26 protein-coding genes and 2 pseudogenes are annotated in these 22,655 nt (G+C 61.1%); 13 read left to right on the forward strand and 15 right to left on the reverse strand.

Annotation, left to right across the window (positions count from 1 at the left end):
- Positions 1-56: 56 nt before the first annotated feature.
- Complete coding sequence (locus tag ACLH0K_RS13540; protein ID WP_411374080.1) at positions 57-203, reverse strand: hypothetical protein; 147 nt, start codon at positions 201-203, stop codon at positions 57-59.
- 227 nt (positions 204-430) lie between these two features.
- On the reverse strand, positions 431-574 hold the full coding sequence (locus tag ACLH0K_RS13545) for a hypothetical protein (RefSeq protein WP_411374081.1): 144 nt from the start codon (positions 572-574) through the stop codon (positions 431-433).
- Positions 575-791: 217 nt separating this feature from the next.
- Between ACLH0K_RS13545 and ACLH0K_RS13550 the strand changes: the two genes are divergently transcribed.
- The 3 genes from ACLH0K_RS13550 to ACLH0K_RS13560 all read left to right on the forward strand — a co-directional run bounded on the left by ACLH0K_RS13550 (position 792) and on the right by ACLH0K_RS13560 (position 3,441).
- Positions 792-2,216 (forward strand): glycosyltransferase family 2 protein, encoded by a 1,425-nt coding sequence (locus ACLH0K_RS13550; protein WP_411374082.1) that lies wholly within the window; start codon positions 792-794, stop codon positions 2,214-2,216.
- A 96-nt stretch (positions 2,217-2,312) separates the two neighbouring features.
- Positions 2,313-3,044, forward strand: coding sequence for a hypothetical protein (locus ACLH0K_RS13555; RefSeq protein WP_411374083.1), 732 nt, complete (start codon positions 2,313-2,315; stop codon positions 3,042-3,044).
- A 7-nt stretch (positions 3,045-3,051) separates the two neighbouring features.
- Complete coding sequence (locus ACLH0K_RS13560; RefSeq protein ID WP_411374084.1) at positions 3,052-3,441, forward strand: response regulator transcription factor; 390 nt, start codon at positions 3,052-3,054, stop codon at positions 3,439-3,441.
- A gap of 116 nt (positions 3,442-3,557) precedes the next feature.
- Here the strand turns inward: ACLH0K_RS13560 and ACLH0K_RS13565 are convergent, their stop codons facing one another.
- Positions 3,558-4,373, reverse strand: coding sequence for a response regulator transcription factor (locus ACLH0K_RS13565; protein WP_411374085.1), 816 nt, complete (start codon positions 4,371-4,373; stop codon positions 3,558-3,560).
- Positions 4,374-4,875: 502 nt separating this feature from the next.
- Between ACLH0K_RS13565 and ACLH0K_RS13570 the strand changes: the two genes are divergently transcribed.
- The gene (locus tag ACLH0K_RS13570; RefSeq protein WP_411374086.1) at positions 4,876-5,892 is read left to right on the forward strand and encodes a hypothetical protein; all 1,017 of its coding nucleotides are present in this window, start codon (positions 4,876-4,878) and stop codon (positions 5,890-5,892) included.
- 91 nt (positions 5,893-5,983) lie between these two features.
- Here ACLH0K_RS13570 and ACLH0K_RS13575 read toward each other — a convergent pair whose 3' ends face one another.
- Together ACLH0K_RS13575 and ACLH0K_RS13580 are read right to left on the reverse strand one after the other, a co-directional pair.
- Positions 5,984-6,142, reverse strand: coding sequence for a hypothetical protein (locus ACLH0K_RS13575; protein WP_411374087.1), 159 nt, complete (start codon positions 6,140-6,142; stop codon positions 5,984-5,986).
- Positions 6,143-6,146: 4 nt separating this feature from the next.
- Entirely contained in the window at positions 6,147-7,196 is a 1,050-nt protein-coding gene (locus ACLH0K_RS13580) for a glycosyltransferase family 2 protein (protein WP_411374088.1), read from the reverse strand.
- A gap of 449 nt (positions 7,197-7,645) precedes the next feature.
- Here ACLH0K_RS13580 and ACLH0K_RS13585 point away from each other — a divergent pair, with 449 nt between their 5' ends.
- Positions 7,646-8,104: a response regulator transcription factor gene (locus ACLH0K_RS13585; RefSeq protein WP_411374089.1), complete on the forward strand. Its 459-nt coding sequence runs from the start codon at positions 7,646-7,648 to the stop codon at positions 8,102-8,104.
- A 51-nt stretch (positions 8,105-8,155) separates the two neighbouring features.
- Here ACLH0K_RS13585 and ACLH0K_RS13590 read toward each other — a convergent pair whose 3' ends face one another.
- Entirely contained in the window at positions 8,156-8,293 is a 138-nt protein-coding gene (locus ACLH0K_RS13590; protein ID WP_411374090.1) for a hypothetical protein, read from the reverse strand.
- Between the two features lie 423 nt (positions 8,294-8,716).
- On the opposite strand from ACLH0K_RS13590, the gene ACLH0K_RS13595 reads away from it, so the two are divergent.
- The 3 genes from ACLH0K_RS13595 to ACLH0K_RS13605 all read left to right on the forward strand — a co-directional run bounded on the left by ACLH0K_RS13595 (position 8,717) and on the right by ACLH0K_RS13605 (position 11,889).
- On the forward strand, positions 8,717-9,352 hold the full coding sequence (locus ACLH0K_RS13595) for a TasA family protein (RefSeq protein ID WP_411374091.1): 636 nt from the start codon (positions 8,717-8,719) through the stop codon (positions 9,350-9,352).
- Positions 9,353-9,373: 21 nt separating this feature from the next.
- Entirely contained in the window at positions 9,374-10,855 is a 1,482-nt protein-coding gene (locus ACLH0K_RS13600; RefSeq protein ID WP_411374092.1) for an ice-binding family protein, read from the forward strand.
- A gap of 173 nt (positions 10,856-11,028) precedes the next feature.
- Entirely contained in the window at positions 11,029-11,889 is an 861-nt protein-coding gene (locus ACLH0K_RS13605; protein ID WP_411374093.1) for a S1C family serine protease, read from the forward strand.
- 47 nt (positions 11,890-11,936) lie between these two features.
- Here ACLH0K_RS13605 and ACLH0K_RS13610 read toward each other — a convergent pair whose 3' ends face one another.
- The 5 genes and pseudogenes from ACLH0K_RS13610 to ACLH0K_RS13630 form a co-directional block, all read right to left on the reverse strand.
- Positions 11,937-12,734, reverse strand: coding sequence for a hypothetical protein (locus ACLH0K_RS13610; RefSeq protein WP_411374094.1), 798 nt, complete (start codon positions 12,732-12,734; stop codon positions 11,937-11,939).
- A 164-nt stretch (positions 12,735-12,898) separates the two neighbouring features.
- Positions 12,899-13,255 (reverse strand): hypothetical protein, encoded by a 357-nt coding sequence (locus ACLH0K_RS13615; protein ID WP_411374095.1) that lies wholly within the window; start codon positions 13,253-13,255, stop codon positions 12,899-12,901.
- Positions 13,256-13,567 carry a hypothetical protein gene (locus ACLH0K_RS13620; protein WP_411374096.1) on the reverse strand — a complete coding sequence of 104 codons (312 nt, stop codon included), beginning with the start codon at positions 13,565-13,567 and terminating at the stop codon, positions 13,256-13,258. It lies immediately after the preceding gene.
- A complete protein-coding gene (locus ACLH0K_RS13625; protein ID WP_411374097.1) occupies positions 13,564-14,691 on the reverse strand; it encodes a matrixin family metalloprotease in 1,128 nt (375 codons plus the stop codon). The genes ACLH0K_RS13620 and ACLH0K_RS13625 overlap by 4 nt, the downstream gene beginning before the upstream one ends.
- Positions 14,692-14,858: 167 nt before the next feature.
- Positions 14,859-15,467: pseudogene (locus ACLH0K_RS13630) on the reverse strand (thiamine pyrophosphate-dependent enzyme); the annotation flags it as partial.
- Positions 15,468-15,627: 160 nt separating this feature from the next.
- Between ACLH0K_RS13630 and ACLH0K_RS13635 the strand changes: the two are divergent.
- The 3 genes from ACLH0K_RS13635 to ACLH0K_RS13645 all read left to right on the forward strand — a co-directional run bounded on the left by ACLH0K_RS13635 (position 15,628) and on the right by ACLH0K_RS13645 (position 17,375).
- Entirely contained in the window at positions 15,628-16,092 is a 465-nt protein-coding gene (locus tag ACLH0K_RS13635; protein WP_411374078.1) for an Lrp/AsnC family transcriptional regulator, read from the forward strand.
- 160 nt (positions 16,093-16,252) lie between these two features.
- Positions 16,253-16,633 (forward strand): SGNH/GDSL hydrolase family protein, encoded by a 381-nt coding sequence (locus tag ACLH0K_RS13640; RefSeq protein WP_411374098.1) that lies wholly within the window; start codon positions 16,253-16,255, stop codon positions 16,631-16,633.
- Between the two features lie 337 nt (positions 16,634-16,970).
- Positions 16,971-17,375 (forward strand): hypothetical protein, encoded by a 405-nt coding sequence (locus tag ACLH0K_RS13645; protein ID WP_411374099.1) that lies wholly within the window; start codon positions 16,971-16,973, stop codon positions 17,373-17,375.
- Positions 17,376-17,688: 313 nt separating this feature from the next.
- Here the strand turns inward: ACLH0K_RS13645 and ACLH0K_RS13650 are convergent, their stop codons facing one another.
- Together ACLH0K_RS13650 and ACLH0K_RS13655 are read right to left on the reverse strand one after the other, a co-directional pair.
- Positions 17,689-17,832, reverse strand: a complete 144-nt coding sequence (locus ACLH0K_RS13650) for a hypothetical protein (RefSeq protein WP_411374100.1) — start codon at positions 17,830-17,832, stop codon at positions 17,689-17,691.
- A 56-nt stretch (positions 17,833-17,888) separates the two neighbouring features.
- Entirely contained in the window at positions 17,889-19,034 is a 1,146-nt protein-coding gene (locus ACLH0K_RS13655; protein ID WP_411374101.1) for an acyltransferase family protein, read from the reverse strand.
- Between the two features lie 89 nt (positions 19,035-19,123).
- On the opposite strand from ACLH0K_RS13655, the pseudogene ACLH0K_RS13660 reads away from it, so the two are divergent.
- Positions 19,124-19,452, forward strand: a pseudogene (locus ACLH0K_RS13660) (Lrp/AsnC family transcriptional regulator).
- A gap of 28 nt (positions 19,453-19,480) precedes the next feature.
- Here the strand turns inward: ACLH0K_RS13660 and ACLH0K_RS13665 are convergent.
- A complete protein-coding gene (locus tag ACLH0K_RS13665; RefSeq protein WP_411376480.1) occupies positions 19,481-20,704 on the reverse strand; it encodes a MinD/ParA family protein in 1,224 nt (407 codons plus the stop codon).
- A 323-nt stretch (positions 20,705-21,027) separates the two neighbouring features.
- Positions 21,028-21,153, reverse strand: coding sequence for a hypothetical protein (locus ACLH0K_RS13670; protein ID WP_411374102.1), 126 nt, complete (start codon positions 21,151-21,153; stop codon positions 21,028-21,030).
- A gap of 787 nt (positions 21,154-21,940) precedes the next feature.
- Here ACLH0K_RS13670 and ACLH0K_RS13675 point away from each other — a divergent pair.
- Positions 21,941-22,279 (forward strand): hypothetical protein, encoded by a 339-nt coding sequence (locus ACLH0K_RS13675; RefSeq protein ID WP_411374103.1) that lies wholly within the window; start codon positions 21,941-21,943, stop codon positions 22,277-22,279.
- Positions 22,280-22,655 lie beyond the last annotated feature (376 nt).

Below are 22,655 nucleotides of genomic sequence, written 5' to 3' on the forward strand. Positions count from 1 at the left end.
CATAGGCCTGCCACTTGGGGCGGCTCCGGTGTGGGTTGATGTCTACGTAAGGCATGTCAGCGACGATCACTTCGAAGGGCGGAGGGAGCGAAGCCACGGACAGCACGGCGCTTCATCCGCAACATCTGGTGCAGGACAACGAAGGGAACCAGCAGGGTGCACAGCAGCGCGAATAGCGCAAAGACATACTCCGAAAAAGCCATAACAGCCTCCTAAGTCAAGTGATCCCCATCGATCACGACTCAACCACGAGGCCAAGCGATTGACAAGTCTTGTCAACATCCAGCCGACAGACGGTTGGATTCACGGAAAGCTGCACCGTTCCGGGATTTCCCGCCGCTACAGGGAAGTAAGGGTACTTCCTGTTTCCGTTGCATAGGTGCAGAGCAGGATCAAGTCACACGTTATGTGACGCGTCCGCCCCGGCCCGCTACCCGCCCAGGGCTGCCCATACAACAGCGGCTGCTGCTGTGGCCAGGACGGCGAGCAGGACGTAGGACAACTGCCGCCGCAATCGCTCCCGCTTCTCCCGCCGCGACTGCCGGACGTAGTAGGAACCCCCATATCTGCCCATGCTGCGATGCTATGAAAGCACCCTCAAGGTTGGCTCAAGTAACGCGCAGTGTTACCGGAAGACGCAGCACCAGCCCCCTTAAGACCTTGTTAAGGACACGTACGGAAAATCCTGAAATAAGCCTCTGGTTCTGTTCATGGGTTTTGGGGGCTGTCCTTGATGGGGCTTTTCCAAACTGTGTGCCATCAGTTCACCGAGTGCTGCTGGAGGCAAAAACATGACCATCACAACCGACAAACCTGAGGACACGCACTACCTGTCCGTCATCAGGAGCCCTGAGCAGGAACAAGCTTCCACCAGGGCGGGCATCGCCTGCGTCATTCCCGCGTACAACGAGGAGGAGACCATCGCGGACGTTCTCTCCTCACTGCTGAACCAGACCCGGCTCCCGGATGTCATCCACGTGGTGATCAACAACACCGACGACGAAACGTTCTTCATTGCCCGTGAATTCGCCGGCCCCCACGAGCGCACCTACCGGGACGTTACGCAGCGTACCGAGGTTTTCATCCACGACATCGGCGTGAACAAGGACAAGAAGGTGGGCGCGCTGAATTACGGTTTCGCCCAGGTGTGCGACGACTTTGACTACTTCCTAGGCGTGGACGGGGACACCGTGGTGGACCAGTACGCCGTGGAGCAGCTGGAGCAGGAAATCCTCAGTGATCCGCGCATCGGCGGGATCTCCGCGATCTATACCGTGGCCGAGCTGGAAAAGAAGGGTTTCATCGCGAATTTCCTCACGGCCGGGCAGCGGGCCCAGTTCGCCGCTTTCAACATGGATAACCTGCTGCGCGGCCGAAACATGGCCGTCCTAGGAGGGCAGTGCTCGCTGCTGTCCATGGAAGCCCTGAAGAACGTGATGGTGGACAACCGCCAGTCCACCCCGTGGGTCAAGGACTCCGAGGTGGAGGACTCCCTGCTGTCCCTGCAGATCAAGAACCTTGGTTACGCCACCAAGATCTCCGCCACGGCGCGCGCCTCCGTGGGCGGCATGAACACCCTCCGCTCCCTGGACGGCCAGCAGGTGAAGTGGAACTACGGCGCCATCGACCTGATGTGGCCCGGCCAGCGCAGCAACACCCCCGGTCAGCCCCTGCACCCGAACCTCAGGCTGCGGTGGAGCGAGAACGTGTCCATGCTTTTCAATATCCTCACCCGCATCTCATTCCTGATGCTCCTCGCGGCCTCCCTGAGCATCAATGCGTACGTCTTCTACCCGGTTTGGCTCATTCCGCCCATCGTGGCCGTCATCCTGAACCTGCGCATCGCCTTGTCGATCAAGGGAAAAACCGGACGGGACATTGCCTTTGCACTCCTTGTGCTGCCAGCCGAGGCCTACTTGTGGCTGCGCATGGGGCACTTCGTACGGGCATGGGCAAAGTTCTTTGCCAGCGCCCAGACGGACAACTGGGCAGCACAAGCCCGCGCCGAGCGGGGCGCCGGTTCCGCCTACCTGATGCCGGCGATCGTCCTGGCGGTCATTTCGGGAGGCGTGATCTTCGCCTGGCTGCAGATGTCCGTTGACCTGCGTTCGGCCATCCTGTCTATCGGCTGGCCTGTCCTGTACATCACCACCATGGTCCAGACCGTGTTCATGCTGCGAAAGGCGCTGCGGGGCCATCGTGGCTTCCACGTCTAGCTTTTCCGCCGGCTGGCCCCGGGCCTCGACGCCGCCGGGGCCAGCAGGTAAACCGCCCTGCTTGCCACTTTTGCATCATCCCAAGGAGTTATTGTCATGGCCAACGCTGCGCACGCCGCCCGCAAAACCCAAACTACCCGCCGCCCCCTGACCGCTACCGGGCTTTCCGCCCTGTCCCTTGCCGCTGTCCTTACCGTTTCGGGTTGTTCCCTGCCGGGTATTCCCGGCCCTACCGGCGCACCCGGCCCGGCCCCCGCCGTCGAACAAGCCGCCGAACAAGCCGCCGGGCAGGTGGCCGAGCAGGTTGCCGCCGTCACCCCTGTGCCCGACACGGATGCCCAGGCGGTTCCGGAACCGGAAAGTGTTGCTCCGGAGCCGGTTCGGGCGATTCACAATGATTTGGCCGATGGTTCCACTTCCCGGAGCCTGGGGGCAGCCGGCAACCATTTGCTGGTGGATTACTGGACCACCGAAAACCCTGTGCTCTGGACCCCCGAGAGCTCCCCCATCATCCAGGTGAACGCGAAGGTGGCCGGGTCCGCCGTGGACAGGACCATCAAGATCACCAGGTTCAATGCCCGCGTTGATGCCTTGAGCGCCGTCCTGGCCAATGACACCGGTGATTTTGCCATCGGTGATCCGCACTCCTACTCCTCTGCCGTCGTCGTACCGGGAAACCCGGGCGCGGAAACCACCCGTATCGTGTTCACGTTCGATCTGCTCACCGAGACCGAACCCGGCAGCGGCGTGTTCACCCGCCAGACGGTGATGGACGCGCTGACCATCGGGTACGCGGCAACAGCGGCCCCCGCGGCACAGCAGAAGTAGTACCGGCATGGACACGCTTTCCGCGGTAGTCATCGAGGACGACCCGGACGTCAATCTCCTGATCAGCACAGTTCTTCAGCGAGCCGGCTTCACGGTGCATGCCGCAGTCAGCGGACCTGAAGGAGTCCAGGCGGCCAGTCGTGTGCAGGCTTCCTTGATTACCACGGATATGGACCTTCCGGGCTTTGACGGCCTGGAAGTCATCCGCAGGATCAGGATGTTCAGTACTGCTCCCATTATGATCATCAGTGCAACCAAGGAAGCCGGGGACATCGAGCTGGGCCTCTTCGCCGGAGCGGATCAATACCTGTTGAAGCCTTTCCGGCCCGGCGTTCTGGAGGCCCATGCCAAGGCGCTGCTGCGCAGACCGGCCATCGTACCGGAAGCCCGAAACTAAGGAGCCGGCACTGGGCCGCGAGAGGAGCTGGGCAGCAAGAGGAGCCGTGCAGCAATGCAAGGACCGCCGTCATATTACGACGGCGGTCCTTCGCGTCACGACCGCGGAACTTGCTGTCAGTGCCCAACCGCCGGGGCAACCGCTTTGGCGGCCGCCAGGCGGTACCCGAAGCCGTGGACAGTTTCCACCCAGCGCGGGTCCGCTGCGGAATCCCCAAGCTTCTTCCGAAGGTTGGCGATGTGGACCTGGACAACCTGCTCGTCCGATTCACGCCCAAAGCCGTCGTTCCCACCCTGCCCCCCGCGGAGGACTGCAGCCAAATCCTCTTTAGCCCTGACGGTCCTGCCGCTTTCCAGCAGGGCACGCAGCAGATCGAATTCGGAGGCCGTGAGTCTGACCTCGGTTCCGTCCACCTCGACGGTCCTGGCCGGCAAATTCATCCGCAACCCATTGTGTTCAAGGCGCGGAGTTCTTTGTTCAGCCATGGCGGGTGTGAACTGCGAAGATTCGATGCTTTCGGCATCTTGCAAGGGCGACGCCGTCAGGTCCGGAGTATCACTGCGGATCCGTGGCCGGCGCAGCAGCGCCTCCACCCGATACCTGATTTCCCTAAGCCGGAAGGGCTTGCTGACATAGTCATCGGCGCCGGCTTCAAGGCCCAGGAGGATGTCCAGTTCCTGTGCCCGGGCGGTCAGCATCAGGATGTAGGTGTTACTGAAGAGCCGTACGCGCCTTGCCACCTCATACCCGTCAATGTCGGGCAGCTCAATATCGAGGATCATGGCTTGGGGCTGGTGATCGCGCACCGCCCGCACCCCTTCCGCCCCCGATCCGACGGCGTGAACCCGAAAGCCAGCCTGCCGAAAAATTAAAGTCAGGGCGTCCCTAACGTCTGCGGCGTCTTCAACAATTACGACAGTGCGTGTTTCCACAAAGAACCCCCATTCTCATTACCAGACCTTCAAGCACGTTAACATCGGCTCCTGCAGTAGAGACCGGCGCTGGGAAACTCTTGAGCGATTCTTGCCGCTGGGCCCGTCGCGGGCCCTGATCCCGGGCGAGCGCAACAGGGGCGGATTGTCAGATGCGGTCATGCGCCTGTAGCCAAGGCACCACAAACGCTTGAACACGAATTGCCACCCGCATCATCGATCCGATTAGGGGCATGGGCAGCATAACTTACAGGAACATGCGCAGCCCCTGGGCATCCTTTGCAAATACTGCGTTTTTCTTGATAGGGAATCCAGAAATTCAGTTTTTGTTCTATTGTTTTCGCCGGAACTCACGGCGAGGATGATTGCGTGCACAACGTTGTGCACGCACAGCTCGCTGGGAAGCAAATGATTAAGGGGATTTTGCATGACCGCTGTTAAGTGTTCTGCCTCAACTATGGCTCGCCGCGGAAAACCGCTCGCTGCCCTGATGGTCGCGGGGATGACTGCATTGGCGGGCGTGCCGGCAGCAAGTGCTGCTGACACAACTACGCTTGACCCCAACCCGGGCCCGACGGGCAGTTTCAGCTGGGAGGGATTTAACTGGCAGAAGCGCTTCTGGAGTGGTGCACCGCAGTACAACCAGGCATATGATCCCGCCAACGTCAGCGGCCCCGACGCCAACGGGCACGTGACCTTGAAGATCACTAACCCGACGGGTGAAGCTCCTATAGGGGCGGAGTTCCAGTCAACGCGGGAGGGCTTTGGTTACGGTACGTACAGCACCGTGGTGGAGAAGGACCTTAGCGCGATGCAAAAGGAAGTGGTGTGGGGATGCTTGTTCACCTACGATCCTGCTGCGGCGCCTGGTTACAACGAAATTGACCTCTGTGAGGCGTCGGCCTGGGGTGGCGGGGCAAGCTTTGGTGAGTCCTGGCCCGTAAGCCAGGGCCACGGCTACTGGTTTGACGCCTCCAAGCCGCCGGGAACGGGCAACAATACTGTCACCTTCGATGTCACAAGCAGCCCCATAACTACGCATCGTATGGTGTGGGAACCGGGCCGCATCACCTACGAAACCTTCGCTGGCGAAGGTTATGGCGGGCCTTTGCTTAAGCGGACTGTGCTGGAGAGTGCAACAGTGCCGGTACCGGCTAAGGAAAGAGTCCACTTCAACCTGTGGGTCACAGGAGGTGGCGGCGGGGATCCTGCCCACGTGAGGCCTGAACAGGTTGTTGTTCGTGATTTTTCCTTCGTCGCGGCAGGAGCCAGCTCCGTTCCGGCGCCGGCCCCCGAAATTTCACTGAGCGCAACCAGCACCGCTACAAAAAAGGGCGCCAACACGACGTTGAAGTGGTCCGGTGCCGCTGGAAGCAGTGTGACGCTGTGGACGAACGGAGTTAAGAAATCCATTCCCAATACCGGAAGCTTTACGAGTTCCGTGAGGGCCGGAAGTACCACAACGTACAAAATCTGTGACGCCGCGGGGTGCTCCAACACCGTAAGCATCACAGCCTGAATGGCGGCGGCGGGCGCGAGGTGCATCCGCATGGCAAGCACCTCGCGCCCGCTTACTGACTACATCGATTCAGCAGTTGGTCCCGGCGGACCTACTGGCCCCGTACCGGAACAATCCGCTTGATGGCCAGGCCAAGCGCGAGGAGCGCAAAGGCGGCGAGAGCAAACCAGAAGATATCGCCCGCTCCGGTCATGGCGAGGGTTCCGGACCCGGCTCCAGCGGCCGCGGGAACAGCTGCATTGTTATACATGGCTTTACCACACTTTCTTTCTCTTGAAGATTGCATCTGCGTAAGCCTTCGCGTGGACCGCCTGCAGAAACAGGTCGATCATCAGCTCGTACATCGTGGCGGCAGCGAGCATGTACCTCCATCCCCGCAGTCTTACCGTCACTATCCGCTCGATCACGAAGACACCGGTCACGGCAAGCCAGAAGGGCTGAATGTGCAATCCTGTGCCCGTGACCAGTGCAAACGCCACCGTGCCCAAATAGGCGAAGGTCACCATTACTCCGATGGCCGCAAGCAGTTGCCGGCCCCAGTACGGCCGGGTTACCGCAGTCCAGCCGTACTGCATGCAGTTCTCCAGCGCGCCGCGCTTCCACCTCAGCCGCTGGGCCCACAACTGCTTCCAGGTGGGCATCACTTCGGTGATGAGCGTGCAATCTGCAGGAGAGCGAATGCGGTATTTCAGGGTCAGCAGGGCGAACGACAGTTCGTTGTCCTCCGTCAGGACAGATGTGTCATAGACGCCGCCGCGCCCGTCACCGGGAGGCAGGGTTCCGTCGAGGCGGGCCGCTACAACATCGCGGAGGGTACGTACGCGGAAAAGCGCTGCCGTGCCCGTCACTACCAGGCACTTTCCCTGCAGGCGCCGCACGTCGCGGACGTAACGGGCGTATTCATTCCGCTGAAGGTGACCCACAAGGCCACCGCCGGGGCCGCCCTGAAATACACCCCCTACAGCACCGAGCCGCGGGTCTTTGCGCAGGTGGGCGACCGAGCGCTCGATGAAGTCGCTGGACAACTGGGAATCAGCATCTTGTACGAGTATCAAGTCTTCCGGTGCCGACGCCGGCAGCAGGCCGGCAAGAACGAAGTTCAGGGCGCCGGCTTTTTTGTCTGTGTTGCCAACCGTGCGTACCACCTCCGCCCCCGCCCGCACGGCGATATCCTCAGTAGCGTCGGTGCAATTATCAGCCACCACGATTAACCTGTCCGGGACAAGTGTCTGTTTATACAGGGAGCCCAGCGTGGCTGCTATTGCAGCTTCTTCATTGTGCGCAGGAATTATCACAGTAATCACGTGCGGACCGCCATCATCAGATGGGGCCCTGCAGATAAATCTTCCATGAGTCCCTTTCCGTCAGCAGATGCCGACAGTGAGCATTCCAAGGGAAAATCAAAGAAACAGCATGACTGCAATCAAAAAAGCTGCAAGCTTGAATCAAGATCAGCTCAAGCGCGATAAGTTACCTGCGCCCATGCTTCGGCAATGCGCGAACTCTTGAGGTTCGCCTACGTAGGAATGCGCTATACGCAGCCAGTTGTGGATTCCGCTTCCAGAAGCAGCAGAGCGAGGTTGTGCCGATCCTGAGAGTGCCAAGGAAGCCCTCCTGGGCCGCCCTAAGCCGACCAATAAATTCCCTGCATGGATCGCGGCACCGGGCACCTTCAGTGCGCGGGCAATTGCTGTGAAATAAAACATGCGCCACCCCGGCTAAACTGATACAAAAAAGCATGCCGGGGGGCTTGATGAGTGAACGCCGTGTCTGCCTGGTGGTGGAGGACGACGACGATATCCGTGGGCTGGTGAAGGTGGTGCTGACCCGTGAAGGGTTTGAGGTGCGCACTGCCAGGACGGGAATCGAGGGAGTCCTCGCCGCGGCGGATCCCGAACTGTCCCTTATTACGCTGGATTTGGCTATGCCGGACCTGGACGGTGATCTACTGGTGAAGGCAGTGAGGACTCATACTTCGGTACCGCTGCTGGTCCTGTCCGCCAGGACAGAGGAAAACGACGTTTTCGGCAGCCTGGCTGCAGGGGCGGACGCGTACCTCGCCAAGCCTTTTCGTCCCAGTGAATTGCGCGAAGCTGTTCGGACCCTCACCTCAGGTACCCGGATTACAGGGGAAGCAGTTGCAGGACCTCCCGGTACCGCCGGACCGGTGGCAGCGGCAGGTTGTTTATCAGGCCCCGCTGTGCCGGCTTAGGTAGGTATAAGCGCTGCCCCACCACCGCCGCGGGCCTGCCCGCCTCCTGCCTTACAATGCCGCCCACACAACGGCGGCTGTTGCCACCGCCAAAACGGCGAGCAGGACATAGGACAACTGACGCCGCAGCCGCTCCCGCTTCTCCCGCCGTGACTGCCGAACGTAGTAGGAACCCCCGTATTTACCCATGCTGCGATGCTAGGGAAGGACCCTCAAGGCCGGCTCAAGTAATCCTCGCTGTACCCCAAGGAATTGCACCAGAGGCGCTGTTATGCGGCGCTAAGTAGGCCGCGCAGCTTCCCGAAACGACGCAATGGATTCGGCACAAATGGTTTGCTGACGTAGTTGTCGGCACCGGCCCCAGTTATTTGCTACAAGGGGAATGCCCACGTTGCCCGTCAGTCGAACAAAATTCTGTACGAATCTTGATGAATAGCAGGCACAAAACTAGAGGATGCATTGGCAAGCTGTCACCAAGCCACACAACAACAAGTACCTGCCGAAGTTTCTCCACAACGTCGGGTGGCCAGAAGCAACAGAATAAACTTTCAGAACCCGTGCCGCCCGCGATTGGGGCGGTTTCGGGGCGGTCTCCATCAGAAGGATTGTCTTATGCGTGCTCCCAGTTCCCGTACCCGCAAAATTGCCGGCTTCGCTGCTGGCCCCCTGGCTGTTGTCGCCGCCGGCGCGATGGTATGGCAGGGCTCCAGCGCGGCCTTCACCGCCAACACCACCAGTGCCAACAACTGGACAACGGGCCAGATAAAGCTCACCGACAACGACGTACAGGAAGCGACCTTCAATGTCGCCGGCCTTGCGCCCGGCGACACCGGCAGCCGGTGCATCACGGTCACCGCTGACTCCAGCGTGAACGTTCAGGGGACCATTTACGCTTCCGTGAAAAATCTTGTCAACGGCACCGATAGCACCAAAGATTTCAGCGACCAGCTGAAGCTGGCCATGGTGACCGGTGGCCCCTCCTCGGGAACCGGCAGCGTTGCAGCGGACTGCTCCAACTTCGTTGCTGCGAACAACGGTGTTGTCTTCCCGAGCACCGCCCTGTCAGCTTTGGCTGCAACAACGACGGCCCCTGTGTCAGCAGGTTCGGCCCCCAAAGGGATCACGAGCGTCGTATACAAAGTCAGCTATGAGTTCAACACCACAGGTCTTACCCAGGAGGACCAGAACGCGTTGATGGGCAGTACGACCGGCGCGACGTTGGCATGGGAGCTGAAGGCCGGCGCCTAAGCGCCATACCTTCAAGGCCTTGTGATTACAGCACGCACCGACATCTCCGCATCCCCAGCCCGGCAGTCCTCGCCGGGCTGGGGATTGGTGCTGCTGGCTGCCGCTGCAAAGGCATACCTGGTGCTTCTATGCACCCTGGCCGGGATCGCGTTGCTGCCCGGGCTGTTCGGATGGCACGGAACCGTGGTGCAGACCGGGTCCATGCAACCAAACATCGCACCCGGTGATGTCGTAGTGCTCTCGAAGCCTGGGGAGCAGGATCCGGTGCTGCTGAACAAAGTGGTGCAATTCCGGGCCGGTAACGCGACCAGAGCCGGGCAGCAGATGCTGATCCTGCACCGCGTCACTGCCGCCCACGGCGACGGAACGTACACCACAACCGGTGACGCGAACCCGAATTCGGACCTGGACCCGCTGCATCCGGAACAAATCACCGGGGTCGGCCGTCTGCTGGTGCCTCATGTCGGGTTGCCCAGCCTTTGGTGGAACAACGGAAACTACCTGCCGCTGGGCCTGTGGCTGGCCGGAACGTTACTGGCTCTCATAACGGTCGCACGCGTCCGCTTGCAAGACGCCGAAGACAATGCAGCTCCAGTGGACACAACGGACCCCCCTAAGTCCTCCCCTCAGCACGACGGTTTGAGCTGCACGGGAACACCTACTGCAAGGAAACAACAATCGCGGGCCGCCCGGCATAAAGAGCGCCGCCCTGGTTCGGTACCAGCCTTAAGCGGCGGCGTAGCCCGCCGGACCGTCCTCGGGTTGGCCGGAATGACCGTAGTCACCGGACTGGCTGCCTACCCGGGTACCCGCTCAAGTGCCGCGTTCACCGCCAGCACCGGCACCGGCACCAGCTTCGCCACAGCCTCTACTTTTCCATCCTCACCTTCGGTGCCCTCCCCCGGCAGGGCGGGTGCCTTCGCGCTGTTGGCCAGGTTCAGGGTTGAGGACAAGGTCCAATCCGGGAAGACCGCGTCCTCGGTTACCGGGCTTATCGGTACGAGTGCGGGCACAATCTTGAACTATCCGCTCACTGACCAGAACAGCGCCCGCGCCATGGACGCCATGACGGACGCCAATGCCTTGTACCAGGATCTTAGGGCCAGGGCAGTCACCACCACCTTGACCGTTTCTCCCTTGTCAGGGACCATCGCCCCGGGCGTTTACAGCTATCCCACTAACGATCTGATTGTGGGCACGCTGATACTTGACGCCAAGGGGGACCCCAACGCGGTGTTCATCATCCGCGCCAGAAGCATCGCTACCGCTGCCGGCGTTACTATCAGTTTGACTGGCGGAGCCAAGCCGTCCAACGTGTACTGGTGCGCTGACAACAACGCCAAGATCGTGGCCAACAGCCAAGTTGTAGGTACCTGGATTGCTACCCACAGCGTTATCTTGGAGGACTCGGTAAGGTTGACCGGACGTGCATTGGCATTGGGCACTGATGCGCTCTCCGGCACCATTACCACCTCCAAGGACACCATCGCCATCCCCACATAACAGGTAGGCGGTGCTGCTGCCCGGAACTTCCCCGTGGAACCACACAGGCAGGCACGACGGCGGTCCATGCGGTGAGTGCCTCGCGGCCAGGGACGCTTGCCAATAGTTGCCAGCCAGTACCTGAGCACGCTGGCACCGGCCCCGCCGTCGACGGCCAGTACACCACAGCCCGGGTGCTGGGCATAAATGATTCGCGGGACCTGGCCCTGCTGAGAACGGCGACGCCGGTAGAGGGCCACCAGTTCAGGTTCGCGACGACGACGCCAGCCCAGGGCGTTGAAGTGGCCGCTATCGGTTTTCCCCTTGACGGGGGCATGACGTTCACTGCCGGAAGGGTAAGTGCCTTGAACCAGGAGGTGGATACGGACTCGGGAACGCTCCGCGGCCTGATCCAGACGGACACCGCTTTGAACCCCGGCAACAGCGGAGGCCCGCTGCTGCTCATGGACGGATCAGTGGCGGGAGTGGTGAGTGCCAAGCGGGCCTGGGTCCTGGGAACCGGGGGCACCAATGATTACGGGGCCGAGGGCACCGGCTACGCTGCGCCGGGGACCACAGCCGCAGCTCAGGCCACCGACTGGGGGAAGCGGACCACTCCCCTGCCATCGGCCAGTTGCCGGGACCACGCCGCAACCTCGAGCAGCGACATCATCACCACCAACAGTGCCGAGCACGAGCATGCCTCCGGCGTCATTCAGAGCCTGCTGCGCCACGGCCAGGCCATCAACCGTGACGCCTACGAATCGGCGTTTGCCGTCTTCACTCCTGAAATGCAGGCGGACATGGAGGGCCTGGCAGTCTGGAGAGCCGGCCTGTCCACATCCTTTTGGCGTGCACTGACCATCAACTCCATCAGCGGTACGGATGACGAGCTGACGGTGGACACTAACCTGCGGACGGAGCAGGCGGCGCAGGATGGGCAAGACGGGCAGACCTGTTCGGACTGGGGCCTGCGGTACACGATGGCGTGGGACGGGGATATTTGGCGCATAGCCGCAGCAGAGTCACCGGCCGGACCGCCGAAGCCCTGCTAACCGCAGTTACTTGGCGGCTGGCGACGCCGACGGCAGCCCCCGGCATGTCACTGGGCCGACCACGTGCCGCTTTCGTCGGTTCGGGCAACACGCTGAGCTTCGGATGAGGACGTTACGCGCCACGGCTTGTCCCCGGCAAGCCTGATTTCAAAGGTGCGTGATCTTCCGTCCTCTGTTGTGTAGGTGAAGTAAGGCACGAACTCGCAGTCACATGTCTCGGTCACCACCTTGATCTTCCACACACCTTCCCTGTCTTGTTCATTCAGGGTGTGCGGCAGGGGAATTGGCTCAATTTCGCGGCCAGCCTGGTCTACTCCGCTGATGGACGTTGTCACGTTCGAATCGAGGTTGACCTGGAAGGTGGCTGGAACTTCGGCCCCACAGCCTCCGGACAGTTGGGGAAGATAACCCTCAAGGGGCGGGGATGGGTCCACCGCAGTCACGCCGATTGAATCGATGGTCAGCCGGTGGTTGTTTTGAACCTGCACCGTGACCTCTATGAAGTTGCCGCTGTTGAGGACGGCCCCGTTTTCTGCCGCCCAGGCCCTCGTACCGTTTTTCAGCTGCGTCTCAACCGGAAGAGCCGACGGCAATTCGGGTGTCACCCAGCCGGTGTTTCCTTGACAGAATTCGTCCGGTCGGGCCTGCACAGTTACGGCCACGAAATCATTTCCCAGGGCCAGCGGGACGGACGGCCAACCTGCTGCCTGCGCGGCTGGCGCCGTTGAGGGGCCGGGGACGATTGGTTGCACCACGTCCCTTGTAGCGGCAGGTTTTGGTGGGTTGAGTACCTGGGGGAAGAGTTGATTGCACGCCACCGGAATGCTCAGGGCTACCCCCGCCACTGCCGCTATCTCGGCTGCCCGCTTCCAATCCACGGGACGGCGCTTCGAGGGTTGCTCCGGAGCGTTATCTGACGTCATAGGGACCATATCGGGCCGCTCCCAGTCCGCCGTAAAAGGTCAGTGCCGAACGAGCCGTTCGTGTTGCGCACACCACGCCGGCCCCGCTAGTCCAGCGTCAGCAGAATCCCGACGCCGAACGTGTCCAGGTCCGCCGAATGGATAGTCCGCAACCAGAAGTTCACGCGGCGCCCAAACCCGCGGACCGCCCCATCAAAAACGTTGTTGCCGCTGCCGGGCGGCCCCCAGTGAGCGCCGCCTGACACGCGTGAGGCCGTCAGGTTTCCGTCGACTGTAAAGATGTCAAAAGCGAAGGCATTGTCGCGGTCAAAATCCGTGAGTGGGTCCACCATCGACACCGAGCCCCACGCAAGGAACGGCCGCCTGCGGCCCAGGTCAATAGTGGCGCTGGCCGATCCTCCCTCGTTCTTGAGGGCAAACAGGTCTACCTTGAAAGCGTCCATCTACTCCATCTCCTTCCCAGGTGCCGGCTCTTCCTCGGACAGTTCTATCCGCTGGGACCGCAGGGTCTGCGTTTCGGTGTCCACCCAGCGGTCGGTCCGCCGGCTGGACTGCGGCGCTTCATCAGTGACGAGGTTTCCCAGCTGTTCGAGGTCCAGCCCGCGGGAAACAAGTTCGGCCAACCCGGCGTCCGGCGTGCCGGCGTCCGGGGTCGAAAGGCGCGTTTCCCCATCGGTGCCCTCAACAACCGTCACGAGATAGTGGGAGTGCAGCAGCTGTCCGGTGCGGCGGTCGTAAAAGAGTGTGCGCTTCATCCGATTCCTCCCGGGTCGTCCAGCAGCAGGATGGTGCCGGTACCAAAAATGTCCAGGTCGAAAGTGTGGATGGAGGTCGCCCGGAACGTGATCCTCCGGGCCCTGCCGGTGAATGCCCCGGAGTAGACGTTGCACGGCGCTTTCTCGGAACCGAAGTGGTCGCCTCCGAAGATGAAGCCGCCCGGGCGGTCGCCGTCGACGTCGAACACTTCGATGGCCCACGCGTTGTCCCTGTCAGCGTCGATGAGGGAATCAACCATGGTGACCTGTCCCCATGCCAGTACCCTGCGGGTAGTTCCCAAGTCCACTTGGACTGTCCCCGACCCGCCGGCGTTTTTCAGGGCCCACACGGGAACGGTAATGGCCCTTTGCCCTGGCGCCGCCACCACCGGCGGGTACCTGCTCTTGATGCCGCGTATGTCCGCCTCGTGCAGCGTCCTCCGCTGACTGTTGATCGCGAAGTACATGACCGCGTCGCTCAGGCCGCTGTGGCGCAGGCCCAGCGCGTGACCGACCTCGTGAAGTGCCACGGATTCGAGGTCCACGTTGCCGCTGCCATGCGAATGCGCCCAGGATTCGGCTTCGTCGAAGTGGATGCGCCCGTCCTCGGGATAAAAGGCGTGGGCGTAGATGTTGAAGCCGCCCGATCCGGAGCCGTCAAACGGCGAGCCGTCGCCGTGGTCTCCCGTCAGCCATTCAACCGTGAAATCCGCATTTGCCGCTGAGGTGACCTGGGTGAACGTCAAAGGCACCTGCGCGGCCCAGGTATCGAAGGCCCTTTGTACGGCGGCAGCCTCGTCGGTGAGGTCCGGCGTGCCGGTTTGCAGGAACCAGCGAAGGTTCCGCTCGGCCCAGACGTTAGTGGAGAACACGAACGGGTCGCTGTCCTCGACGCCGGGCCCGCCAAGTTCCTCGGGCTGGAAGTCCGGGATTGGACAGCGCGGCTGTCGCATCAGTTTGAGCGTTTCCAGGGTCAGTGTGCCCGTCACGCGCAGCCGGGCGAACCGCTGGAACCGACGCAATCCTACGGAGATGGATTCCGTCAGCAGGTCCTCGTCGGCGGCAGTGCGTTCGACGTCGGACAGGTAGCCATAGCGGGAAAGGTAGCGCTGGGCTTCAAGCACCTCGACTCCCCGCGCGCCGAGGCCCCTAACCTCAGATGTTGCTGTGCGTTCCCTCGCGCTCACACCCGCTCCCATCCCTTCGGCCCGACACGGTCCTACAGAAGCAAGGGTGGCCAGTGCGCGTTACGGCAACGTTACTGGGTGCAGGGACACGCTCAATAACCTCAGGCCGGCACCACGGTGTCCTCGCCGCGGAGCTTGGCGGCGTGGGCGACGCCGACGGCGTGCAGCAGCTGGGTGGTCAGCGGGGTGCACTGGATGCCCACCTTGTGCTTGAGGGGGTCGTAGCCGCCGTGCCAGTCGCCGCGGAAGATGGTCATCACCTGCACGGGGTCCACGCCGCGGGCCATGACGGCGACGGCGTCGCGGTAGGTGGGGAACATCCAGTCACCGTCGGACAGGCACAGGGCGGCGGCCACCTGGCAGGCTTCCTGGCCGTGGCTGGAGGGGTAGACGGCCATGCGGCCCTGCCGGACGAGGGCGGAGTTCTGGTCGTTGACGCGGCGTCCGACGACGAGTTGCTCGTACGCTGCCAAAAGTTCCTCATCGCCGGGCAGGGGGTATTCGTGGCCGGGTTCGGTGCCCTGCTCGCTCTCGGGGTTCAGGGTGCCGTCCGGGGCGACCATCTGGATCAGGTGCCGAGCCGGGAGCATGTAGTCCTCCACCGTGATGCCGAACTTTTTCACCGCCTCGGTGAGGGCGTTTTCGGGTGGTTCCTGGTGAGCCCGGTCCGGCGCTGTGGTGCCGGGCGCGGTGTGGTTCGCGGAGATCGTCATTGGTCCGTCCTTCTTTAGCCGATATTCCTTCCCAGTATTGACCCGGGGCAGGTTTCGTATCCAGCATCTGCAGAAACCGTGGAGAAGTTGTTGCCATGCGCCTACACTGCAAGACGATTTGCAAGGGTGAGCTGGGTTACTGGCAGGGGTCGTGGACAAAATGGCAGCAAAGGACGTCCGGACGGAACCGGCGCCGCTGGACGACATCGACCGCAGCATCATCGCCGAGCTCACCCGGGACGGCAGGATGTCCGTGACGCAGGTGGCGGAGAACGTCCACATCTCCCGGGCGCACGCCTACACCCGGATCGCCCGGCTCACCTCGGACGGGGTGTTGTCCCGGTTCACGGCGGTGGTAGATCCGATCAAGGCGGGGCTGAAGTCCTCCGCCTACGTGACGCTGAAGCTGAAGCAGGACGCGTGGCGGGAACTGCGCGATCTCCTCGCAGCCATCCCGGAGGTGCACCACATCGCCCTGGTGGGCGGCGACTTCGACGTGATCCTGCTGGTCCGCGCCGTCGACAACATCGACCTACGCCGGGTCATCTTCGACCAGCTGCAGCCCATGCCCGGAGTGCTGGACACGCAGACGTTCCTGGTGTTTGAGGATGTGGATACGCGGTGAGCTTTTTTGCACTGGAGGCTGGCGAGCTCTGTACGAAACAGCACCAGGGTCGCTTTCTGCCACAATTGCTACAGCCACGGAACGCAAGATCGATGCCACAACGGCGAAAGCAACTCTCGCCCCCATCGTGGGCGCACGCCCTGGCAACAGGTTCGTTGCGTTGGGTGACTCCACCACGAAGGGCAACATGTTTGCTCGCCCGTTCATTTGGGCCACGCTGTCGCTCGGCATCAACGACGCATGGCCGCTCTGTGCCGCAGTCAACTCGGGGCAGAAGCTCCAGTACGTTGCCAACGCTGGCATCTCTGGCGACACGGTGGCGGGGATGCTGGCAGGGTTCGACATTGATGTGGCGGTCTACAAGCCCAACATTGTCTCTTTGCTCGTGGGCCGGAACGACCTGAACACCGATCAGACGACATGGCGCAATAACGTGGCCGCGATCATCGCCAAGATTCGCGGTATCGGCGCTGTCCCGGTCCTCGGCACCATCCTGCCCACCAACACGCACGCCACGGCCAAGCAAAAATGCACACGATGAACAAGTGGATCAGGACTTACGCCACGTCTTAGGGCATCATCCTGCTGGACTTCTACGCTCAGGCCATCGACCCGGCAACGGGTGGGTTCTTCGCCTCTTACGGCGTCACGGACGGCGTCCACCCCGCGCCAACAGGCTACCGCCTGATGGGTGACTACGCCGCTGCACACTCGCCCAATACCTCCTCAACAACACCCCGCTCGCCCCGTTCGCGGAAAGCGACACGGACAACTTGGTGCAAGGCTCGCTATTCCTCGGGACCCCCGAGCCTGTCCGGCAGGTGCCCGCGCCGTGGAACACCGCCGCTGCCCCGGCAGGCTCGACTTTCTCAACGGAAGTGGACGCCAACGTGCCAAGAAAACTCTTCAGGATCGACGCCGCAGCGACCACAGCCGAAACGATCATCCGTCAAGACGTGCTGGCCATCGGCGCTAACCTGGCTGTGGGCGACAAGATCGCAGTTACCGCGACCATTAGCACTTCACTTGCAGCGGGTCAGACGGCACTCGCCCGTATCGTGTCCGACCGTGCCAACTCGTACAACGCGACAGTCACCATTACGTCGAATGTCACACGCGGCAAAATCTACTTTGAAGACACCATCCCGCCCGGCTGCACAGGCGGATCAATCCGACTTGCACTGGGAGCCGGAACCGGATGGGCGAAGTTCGGGCAGATCGGCGTTACAACCGGACGAAACTGGCGCTCGTCCTCTAGTCAGCAGCTTGTCGGAGGTACCTGACTACCAAGCGGTCGAGGCCTCGTGCTGGTCTGAGTGCTCTTCGGAGCAGAAGGGGCAGTCGCTGGACAGTGCACGGTTGCCGCACTCCCGGCAACGTCCAGCGGCCCCCGGCAGGCTTGCACGTCCCCTCATCCATTATGCAAGTCGGACCGCAGGGCTCATGCGGATGTACAGTTATGTAAGGAACAAGCCGATGGTGAGCAGACCGAAAGTTCCGACGAGAGTCGTACGACCTGCGATACCGGCGCCGACTGTGACCGCTGCTGACAACCCCGAAATAAGCGCCCAGAGATTCAAAGCGTTCCCCAATGGCCTAGGACAGTAGTTCGCGGAGGGTGGTCTCGTACTCGGCAGCGATGACTTCCGGCGTGCGCTCCGGCTCCACCCCAGCGAACTTCCATTCGCCGGCCTCCTTCGCCTGCTGGTATTCGGGACAGTTCCAGTAGCTTTTCCCCAAGAGTCATGACGCCATATTACCGGGCACACGAATACTGCTAGTGCCTTGGCCCAGAGCTACTTGGCGGCAGACGGTTCCTTGGGACGTTCGACAGGTAACCTTTCGGCCAGCCTGCGAATCAGGTGGCGGCCCGGCTCTTCCACGAGGTAGAACATAGCGGCGCCCGCCGCGATAACCCCGACGGCGCAGGCCAGGATATAGCCAAGCGACAGCATGAGGTTAGCCTCGAATCTGTCCCACGGGAGTGCCTTGCCTAACATCAACAGCAGAATGTAGTGAGTCATATAGACGGAATAGGAGATTCTGCCGAACCAGATCATTGGCTTTGATGCTAGAAATCCTCCGACCGGGCCGGTAGCTCCAGCGCAGGAAAGAACGAAGACGGCGATAAGAGGAATGGAAGCAATGGCGTAAGCCGTCCCATCCGTTACCCACAGAACGGCTCCGACGCCGGCACTAGATACGCAAGCCGCGACGTCCCAGCCTGCGCCGAACCGACGATCGCCCAAGAGCCTCCACCCCGCAAATAAGAAACAGCCAACGGTGAACTCAGTGGCGATCCGCAGCCACATCAGCGGATAACTGGTGGACGATGCACCGACCAGCGGCAGGACCAGCAGCATCGATGCCACTCCCACCAGGCTTACGGCCGCGCTGGTCAGGAACGCTTTACTGGGCGTGCGTATGCCTGCGAGAGCCAGAGCCAAGGCGGGGAATGCGAGGTAGGCGGCGAACTCGGCACAGATCGACCAGGCAGGACCGTTGAAACCCTCAAACGGGGGGATCGCTTGCAGCATGGCAAGGTTCGCCAAGAAATTGGACGGCGTGAATCCCTCCGCCAGATTGAGGCGCAGACCAACGACCGAGGAAACAACGGCGATTGCCGCGACGAAAAGAAGCGTAACGAGGTGGACCGGATAAATCCGCGCAAAACGCAGGGCGGCGAACTTCCGATACTGACTGCCGCTGAAGGTCGAGAACCGGTCCGCGTACTGGTAAGCGATGATGAAGCCGCTCAGAATGAAGAAGACTTCCACGCCCAGGAAGCCGCCATGAATCCATGGAGCGGCGACTTCAGTTGTCGGAAATAGTCCGAAGAGTGTCTTGCTGAAGTGGTCCAGAACGACCCAGCCTGCCGCGATCGCCCTTATGCCAGTCAGTCCAGACAACAAAGGGCGGGCTGCCCCCAAATTTTCAGCCATGCCCACGATTCTACCCGGCACATAAATCCGGAAAAGCATCGACACCCAGGAATCCGCGCGACGTGGCGGCATGACATTCCGGGACGGAATTGTCGCCGCTGAACAACATCGACCGCAGCATTCTCGCCCGAGCTCACCCGGGACGGCCGGATGTCCGTGACGCAGGAGGCGGAAAACGGTGCATAACACTAGCTCACTCGTATACCCGGATTGCCTGGCAGGAACTCCGGGATCTCCTCGCGGCCATCCCGGGAGTACCCCACATCGCCCGGGTGGGCGGCGACTTTGACCTGATCCTGCTGGTTCCTGCCCGTGAATAACACCGACCTGCGCCAGATCATCTTCGACCAGCTGCAATCCATGCTCGGGGTGCTGGATACGCAGACTTTCCTGGTTTGAGGATGTGGATACGCGGTGAGCGTGTGCCCGCCAGCGAAGCCAGCCCTCTACCGGTATCCGTCCACAATGGCAGCTGCGATCTCTTTGTAGGCACGGCGGGTTTCCGGCTTCAGGACGTCGAGGGTTACGAGGTCACCGTCGGCGACGCCACGGTCATGCGGGACAGCGATGAGTTGGCGGCAGATGCCGGAAAGATGCTCCTCAATGGCGTCCTTGTCCACGCGCGAAGAAACTTCGTCCTTGTCGGTGATGACGACAATAGCGTTCCGTGCGAGCTCCTCATAGCCATGGCTGGCCAGCCAGTGTAGGGTGCTACGAGCGCGCTTGGCACCGCTCACTGCATAGCCCGCGGCGATGACGAGGTTGTCCGCAGACTGCAGAATGCCACTCATGGCATTGTGGGTGACGCCGGTGCCGCAGTCGGTCAGCGCCACTGAATAGTAGGCAGCAATTAGCTTGCGGATCCGCAGGTACTCCTCGGCCGTCAGCGAGTCGGAGACCTCGGGGTCCTGCTCGCCCGCGATCAGGTGCAACCGGCCGGCGTGGCGCATGTAGCGTGCCAGAGCGGTAAGCGAGTCAATGGAGTCGATATTGCGGAGGAGGTCGGTGATGCTGCATGGACTGGACTGCTGGTAAATGCCCTTTCCCAGTGCGCGCTCTACCAGGTCACCGGAGTCCGGGTTGGCATCGATGGCGCAGGGAGCGTCCCCTCGGTACTCGGCAAGCGTCAGGCCAACTCCCACGGTCGTAGAAGTTTTACCGATGCCGCCCTTAAGGCTGAGGATTGCAGTGTTGTAGCTGCCTTGGAGTTGGCGGGAAATGCGACGGGCCAGCTCGTCTTCCTGGCGCTGCTTGAGACCAGGGCCCAGATTCCAAGCTCCGCCGGTTAGTTTGTACAAGGCACCGCGGAAGCCGCCGACGGGCCGCGGTTTCTGTTCCTTTACAAATAGTCCTGGCGAGCTGTTGAAGTCGGGCAGGGGGATATCTGCGATCGTGTCGGCGACAGCAGGTTTTATCCGTCGGAAAATCGGCGTTTCACTAGATTCACCTGATGGCAACGAAGCTGCTTTTGAGACATTTTCCGTCGTGGAGACTGCATTTCCTGCGGCCTTCGGCATTACGGAGGCTAGCGGTCGTGCGGGGGCAGTGACGTGCATAGCAGGTTTTGCTGCATCCGCTGCGGCCGCGGCCTCCGCCCATGAAGTTCTCCTGGTGACCGATTGCTCAGCGTTCGACTGACTGGACTTGTCGGAGGGTGTGACGAGTGGCATGGTTCCTGTCCGGACGTCCGTCAGTTCGCCGGATGCGCGACGACGGTCACGACGTCGGCGAAGATGACTTGCATCCTCTGCTTCGGCGCGGGTGTTCTGATCCGCCGGATTGGGCATTGATGTCCCCCCAGGACGTTTGGCAAAAGATTCTGCGGCACTGCTCAAACAGTAAGTCTAGGGGCTTTGGCGAAGAGAGGCGGCTCAAACGCGTGTCAGTGCGGCAGCCACGACAATTGCTGTCAGCACAAGAAGGGCAGCAAGCACGGCGTAGCCCTGCCACTTAGGCCGGCCTTTATGGGGGTTAATGTCAACAAACGGCATGATCAGCGGCGGTTACCTTCCTGCGCGGCGGAAGCGTCGATTCGGATGGCTTTGCGCATGAGCCGCAGCATCTGGTACAGCACGAAAAAGGGAACCAGCAGGGTGCCCAAAAGTGCACCTAGCGCCAAGGCGAAATCGGATATAACCACAAGAGCCTTCCATCGGTCATAGAAATCCCCATGGACCATGACCTAAGCACGTGACAAACGCAATGACAAGTCGCGTCAACAGCAGGAGCGACGCCAGCAGCGACTACCTTCGCAAGGCCATCACTGCGACAGCGACCGTTACTACTGCCAAGGCACAAAGCAAAAAATAGGAAAGTACCCTTATTTCCGCTGCTTTAACTGGCGTCGCGAGTACCGCGGTGTGTATGTGCCCCCATATCTGCCCATGTCGTGATGCTACAAACCACAACCTCAAGAAATGGTTAGGTCATGCGCTTTGTTACCTGCAGCTCACATCAGCAAGACGTTATAAAGATAGAAGCGTAGGCTACGCGGACCGAACACTCGCCTATCAAGGTATGTCCCAGCCTAGGGCTCGAACAAAGGGCTTAGTCAAAACGGTCAGGTCGTACTGAAGCTCCTTGCAGGCCCCAATGGTGGCGACCCATCGCTGCTGCACTCAGGTAATTTCGCTGTTCATTTGTGGTTATTCCGTCAGCTTCTAAGGAAGGGCGGACCAAGGTTTCAGGCTGTGCAACATCGCAGTGCCGGTCATCATCACAGTACTCTAGAACCTCTAGCGACAGCATCGGCGCTGACGCGGCACCTCTCCGACTACTTTCGTAGCGTTAGCAGGAAAGTACATAGACGCCGATTAGGTGGAGAGGGACCGCTGGGTAGGCGGTCCCTCCATGAGACAGATACTTGGCAACCCCGGTGTACGATGCAACTGCCGCCAAGTCCTCTAATGGATCAAAGCGACTCGTACTTCAAAGCCTCCACCCAGCAAAGAGAACGCATCCGACGCGAACAAGTGGCGTGCGTAGTCACATTATTGGGTAGTTGGCGGATGAAGTACAAACTAGCGGCAGAAGCGGCAGCATCACTGGGACTCCGACTCGGCAAACCACAGCTCGTCGAGAATTTGTCGCTTTCTGTAGCGGGCGGAAGCGTTCCTCAGACAATTACACAGCTCTATCGAGGTCACGCCAGAGTGCTAATAAAGCGTCCCGATATTCAAGGCCTCCCCACCATTTCCTACATCGCGGCGCTGGCCAGCCAGATTAGCTTGTTGGTACTTTTCTGAACGCTTCGGCGCTGTGATGAGCCGTGAGACGGATCTGAACACATTGGAAGGTGCCCACCGGCAATGTAATCCTGCCAGCTGCTTAGTGACAGGCATCTCCTTAGAGGACCCCCGACCATGCTTTTGGGATCGCTAAGGGAACCTCTGGTTAGTGCGGCCGGGAGGATTTTTGTGCTTATCCTAGATGCGGCCAAACCTATGTTGAGTAGGCGTCTTGCTCAAGGCGGGGCACGCCACGCAGCGAAGGAAGCTGACGGCAGTGCCGCCATCATGGACCGGGGACGGAGATCGGGATCATAACAGCCTGGAAATTTCACACGTAATCAATACGTAGGATAGTCACCAAGTATACGTTTGGTTGCGACCTGGGCGTACC

It is taken from the genome of Arthrobacter sp. MPF02 (assembly GCF_046605375.1).
Taxonomy (GTDB): domain Bacteria; phylum Actinomycetota; class Actinomycetes; order Actinomycetales; family Micrococcaceae; genus Arthrobacter.

Bases quoted from the DNA above. Each gene is read 5' to 3' on its own strand.
- ACLH0K_RS13545 (WP_411374081.1), bottom strand. From the start codon at position 574: ATGGGCAGATATGGGGGTTCCTACTACGTCCGGCAGTCGCGGCGGGAG.
- ACLH0K_RS13550 (WP_411374082.1), top strand. From the start codon at position 792: ATGACCATCACAACCGACAAACCTGAGGACACGCACTACCTGTCCGTC.
- ACLH0K_RS13575 (WP_411374087.1), bottom strand. From the start codon at position 6,142: ATGTATAACAATGCAGCTGTTCCCGCGGCCGCTGGAGCCGGGTCCGGA.
- ACLH0K_RS13675 (WP_411374103.1), top strand. From the start codon at position 21,941: ATGGATCAAAGCGACTCGTACTTCAAAGCCTCCACCCAGCAAAGAGAA.
- ACLH0K_RS13590 (WP_411374090.1), bottom strand. From the start codon at position 8,293: ATGGGTAAATACGGGGGTTCCTACTACGTTCGGCAGTCACGGCGGGAG.
- ACLH0K_RS13595 (WP_411374091.1), top strand. From the start codon at position 8,717: ATGCGTGCTCCCAGTTCCCGTACCCGCAAAATTGCCGGCTTCGCTGCT.
- ACLH0K_RS13635 (WP_411374078.1), top strand. From the start codon at position 15,628: ATGGCAGCAAAGGACGTCCGGACGGAACCGGCGCCGCTGGACGACATC.
- ACLH0K_RS13585 (WP_411374089.1), top strand. From the start codon at position 7,646: ATGAGTGAACGCCGTGTCTGCCTGGTGGTGGAGGACGACGACGATATC.
- ACLH0K_RS13655 (WP_411374101.1), bottom strand. From the start codon at position 19,034: ATGGCTGAAAATTTGGGGGCAGCCCGCCCTTTGTTGTCTGGACTGACT.
- ACLH0K_RS13615 (WP_411374095.1), bottom strand. From the start codon at position 13,255: ATGGACGCTTTCAAGGTAGACCTGTTTGCCCTCAAGAACGAGGGAGGA.
- ACLH0K_RS13555 (WP_411374083.1), top strand. From the start codon at position 2,313: ATGGCCAACGCTGCGCACGCCGCCCGCAAAACCCAAACTACCCGCCGC.
- ACLH0K_RS13540 (WP_411374080.1), bottom strand. From the start codon at position 203: ATGGCTTTTTCGGAGTATGTCTTTGCGCTATTCGCGCTGCTGTGCACC.
- ACLH0K_RS13620 (WP_411374096.1), bottom strand. From the start codon at position 13,567: ATGAAGCGCACACTCTTTTACGACCGCCGCACCGGACAGCTGCTGCAC.
- ACLH0K_RS13560 (WP_411374084.1), top strand. From the start codon at position 3,052: ATGGACACGCTTTCCGCGGTAGTCATCGAGGACGACCCGGACGTCAAT.
- ACLH0K_RS13665 (WP_411376480.1), bottom strand. From the start codon at position 20,704: ATGCCACTCGTCACACCCTCCGACAAGTCCAGTCAGTCGAACGCTGAG.
- ACLH0K_RS13570 (WP_411374086.1), top strand. From the start codon at position 4,876: ATGACTGCATTGGCGGGCGTGCCGGCAGCAAGTGCTGCTGACACAACT.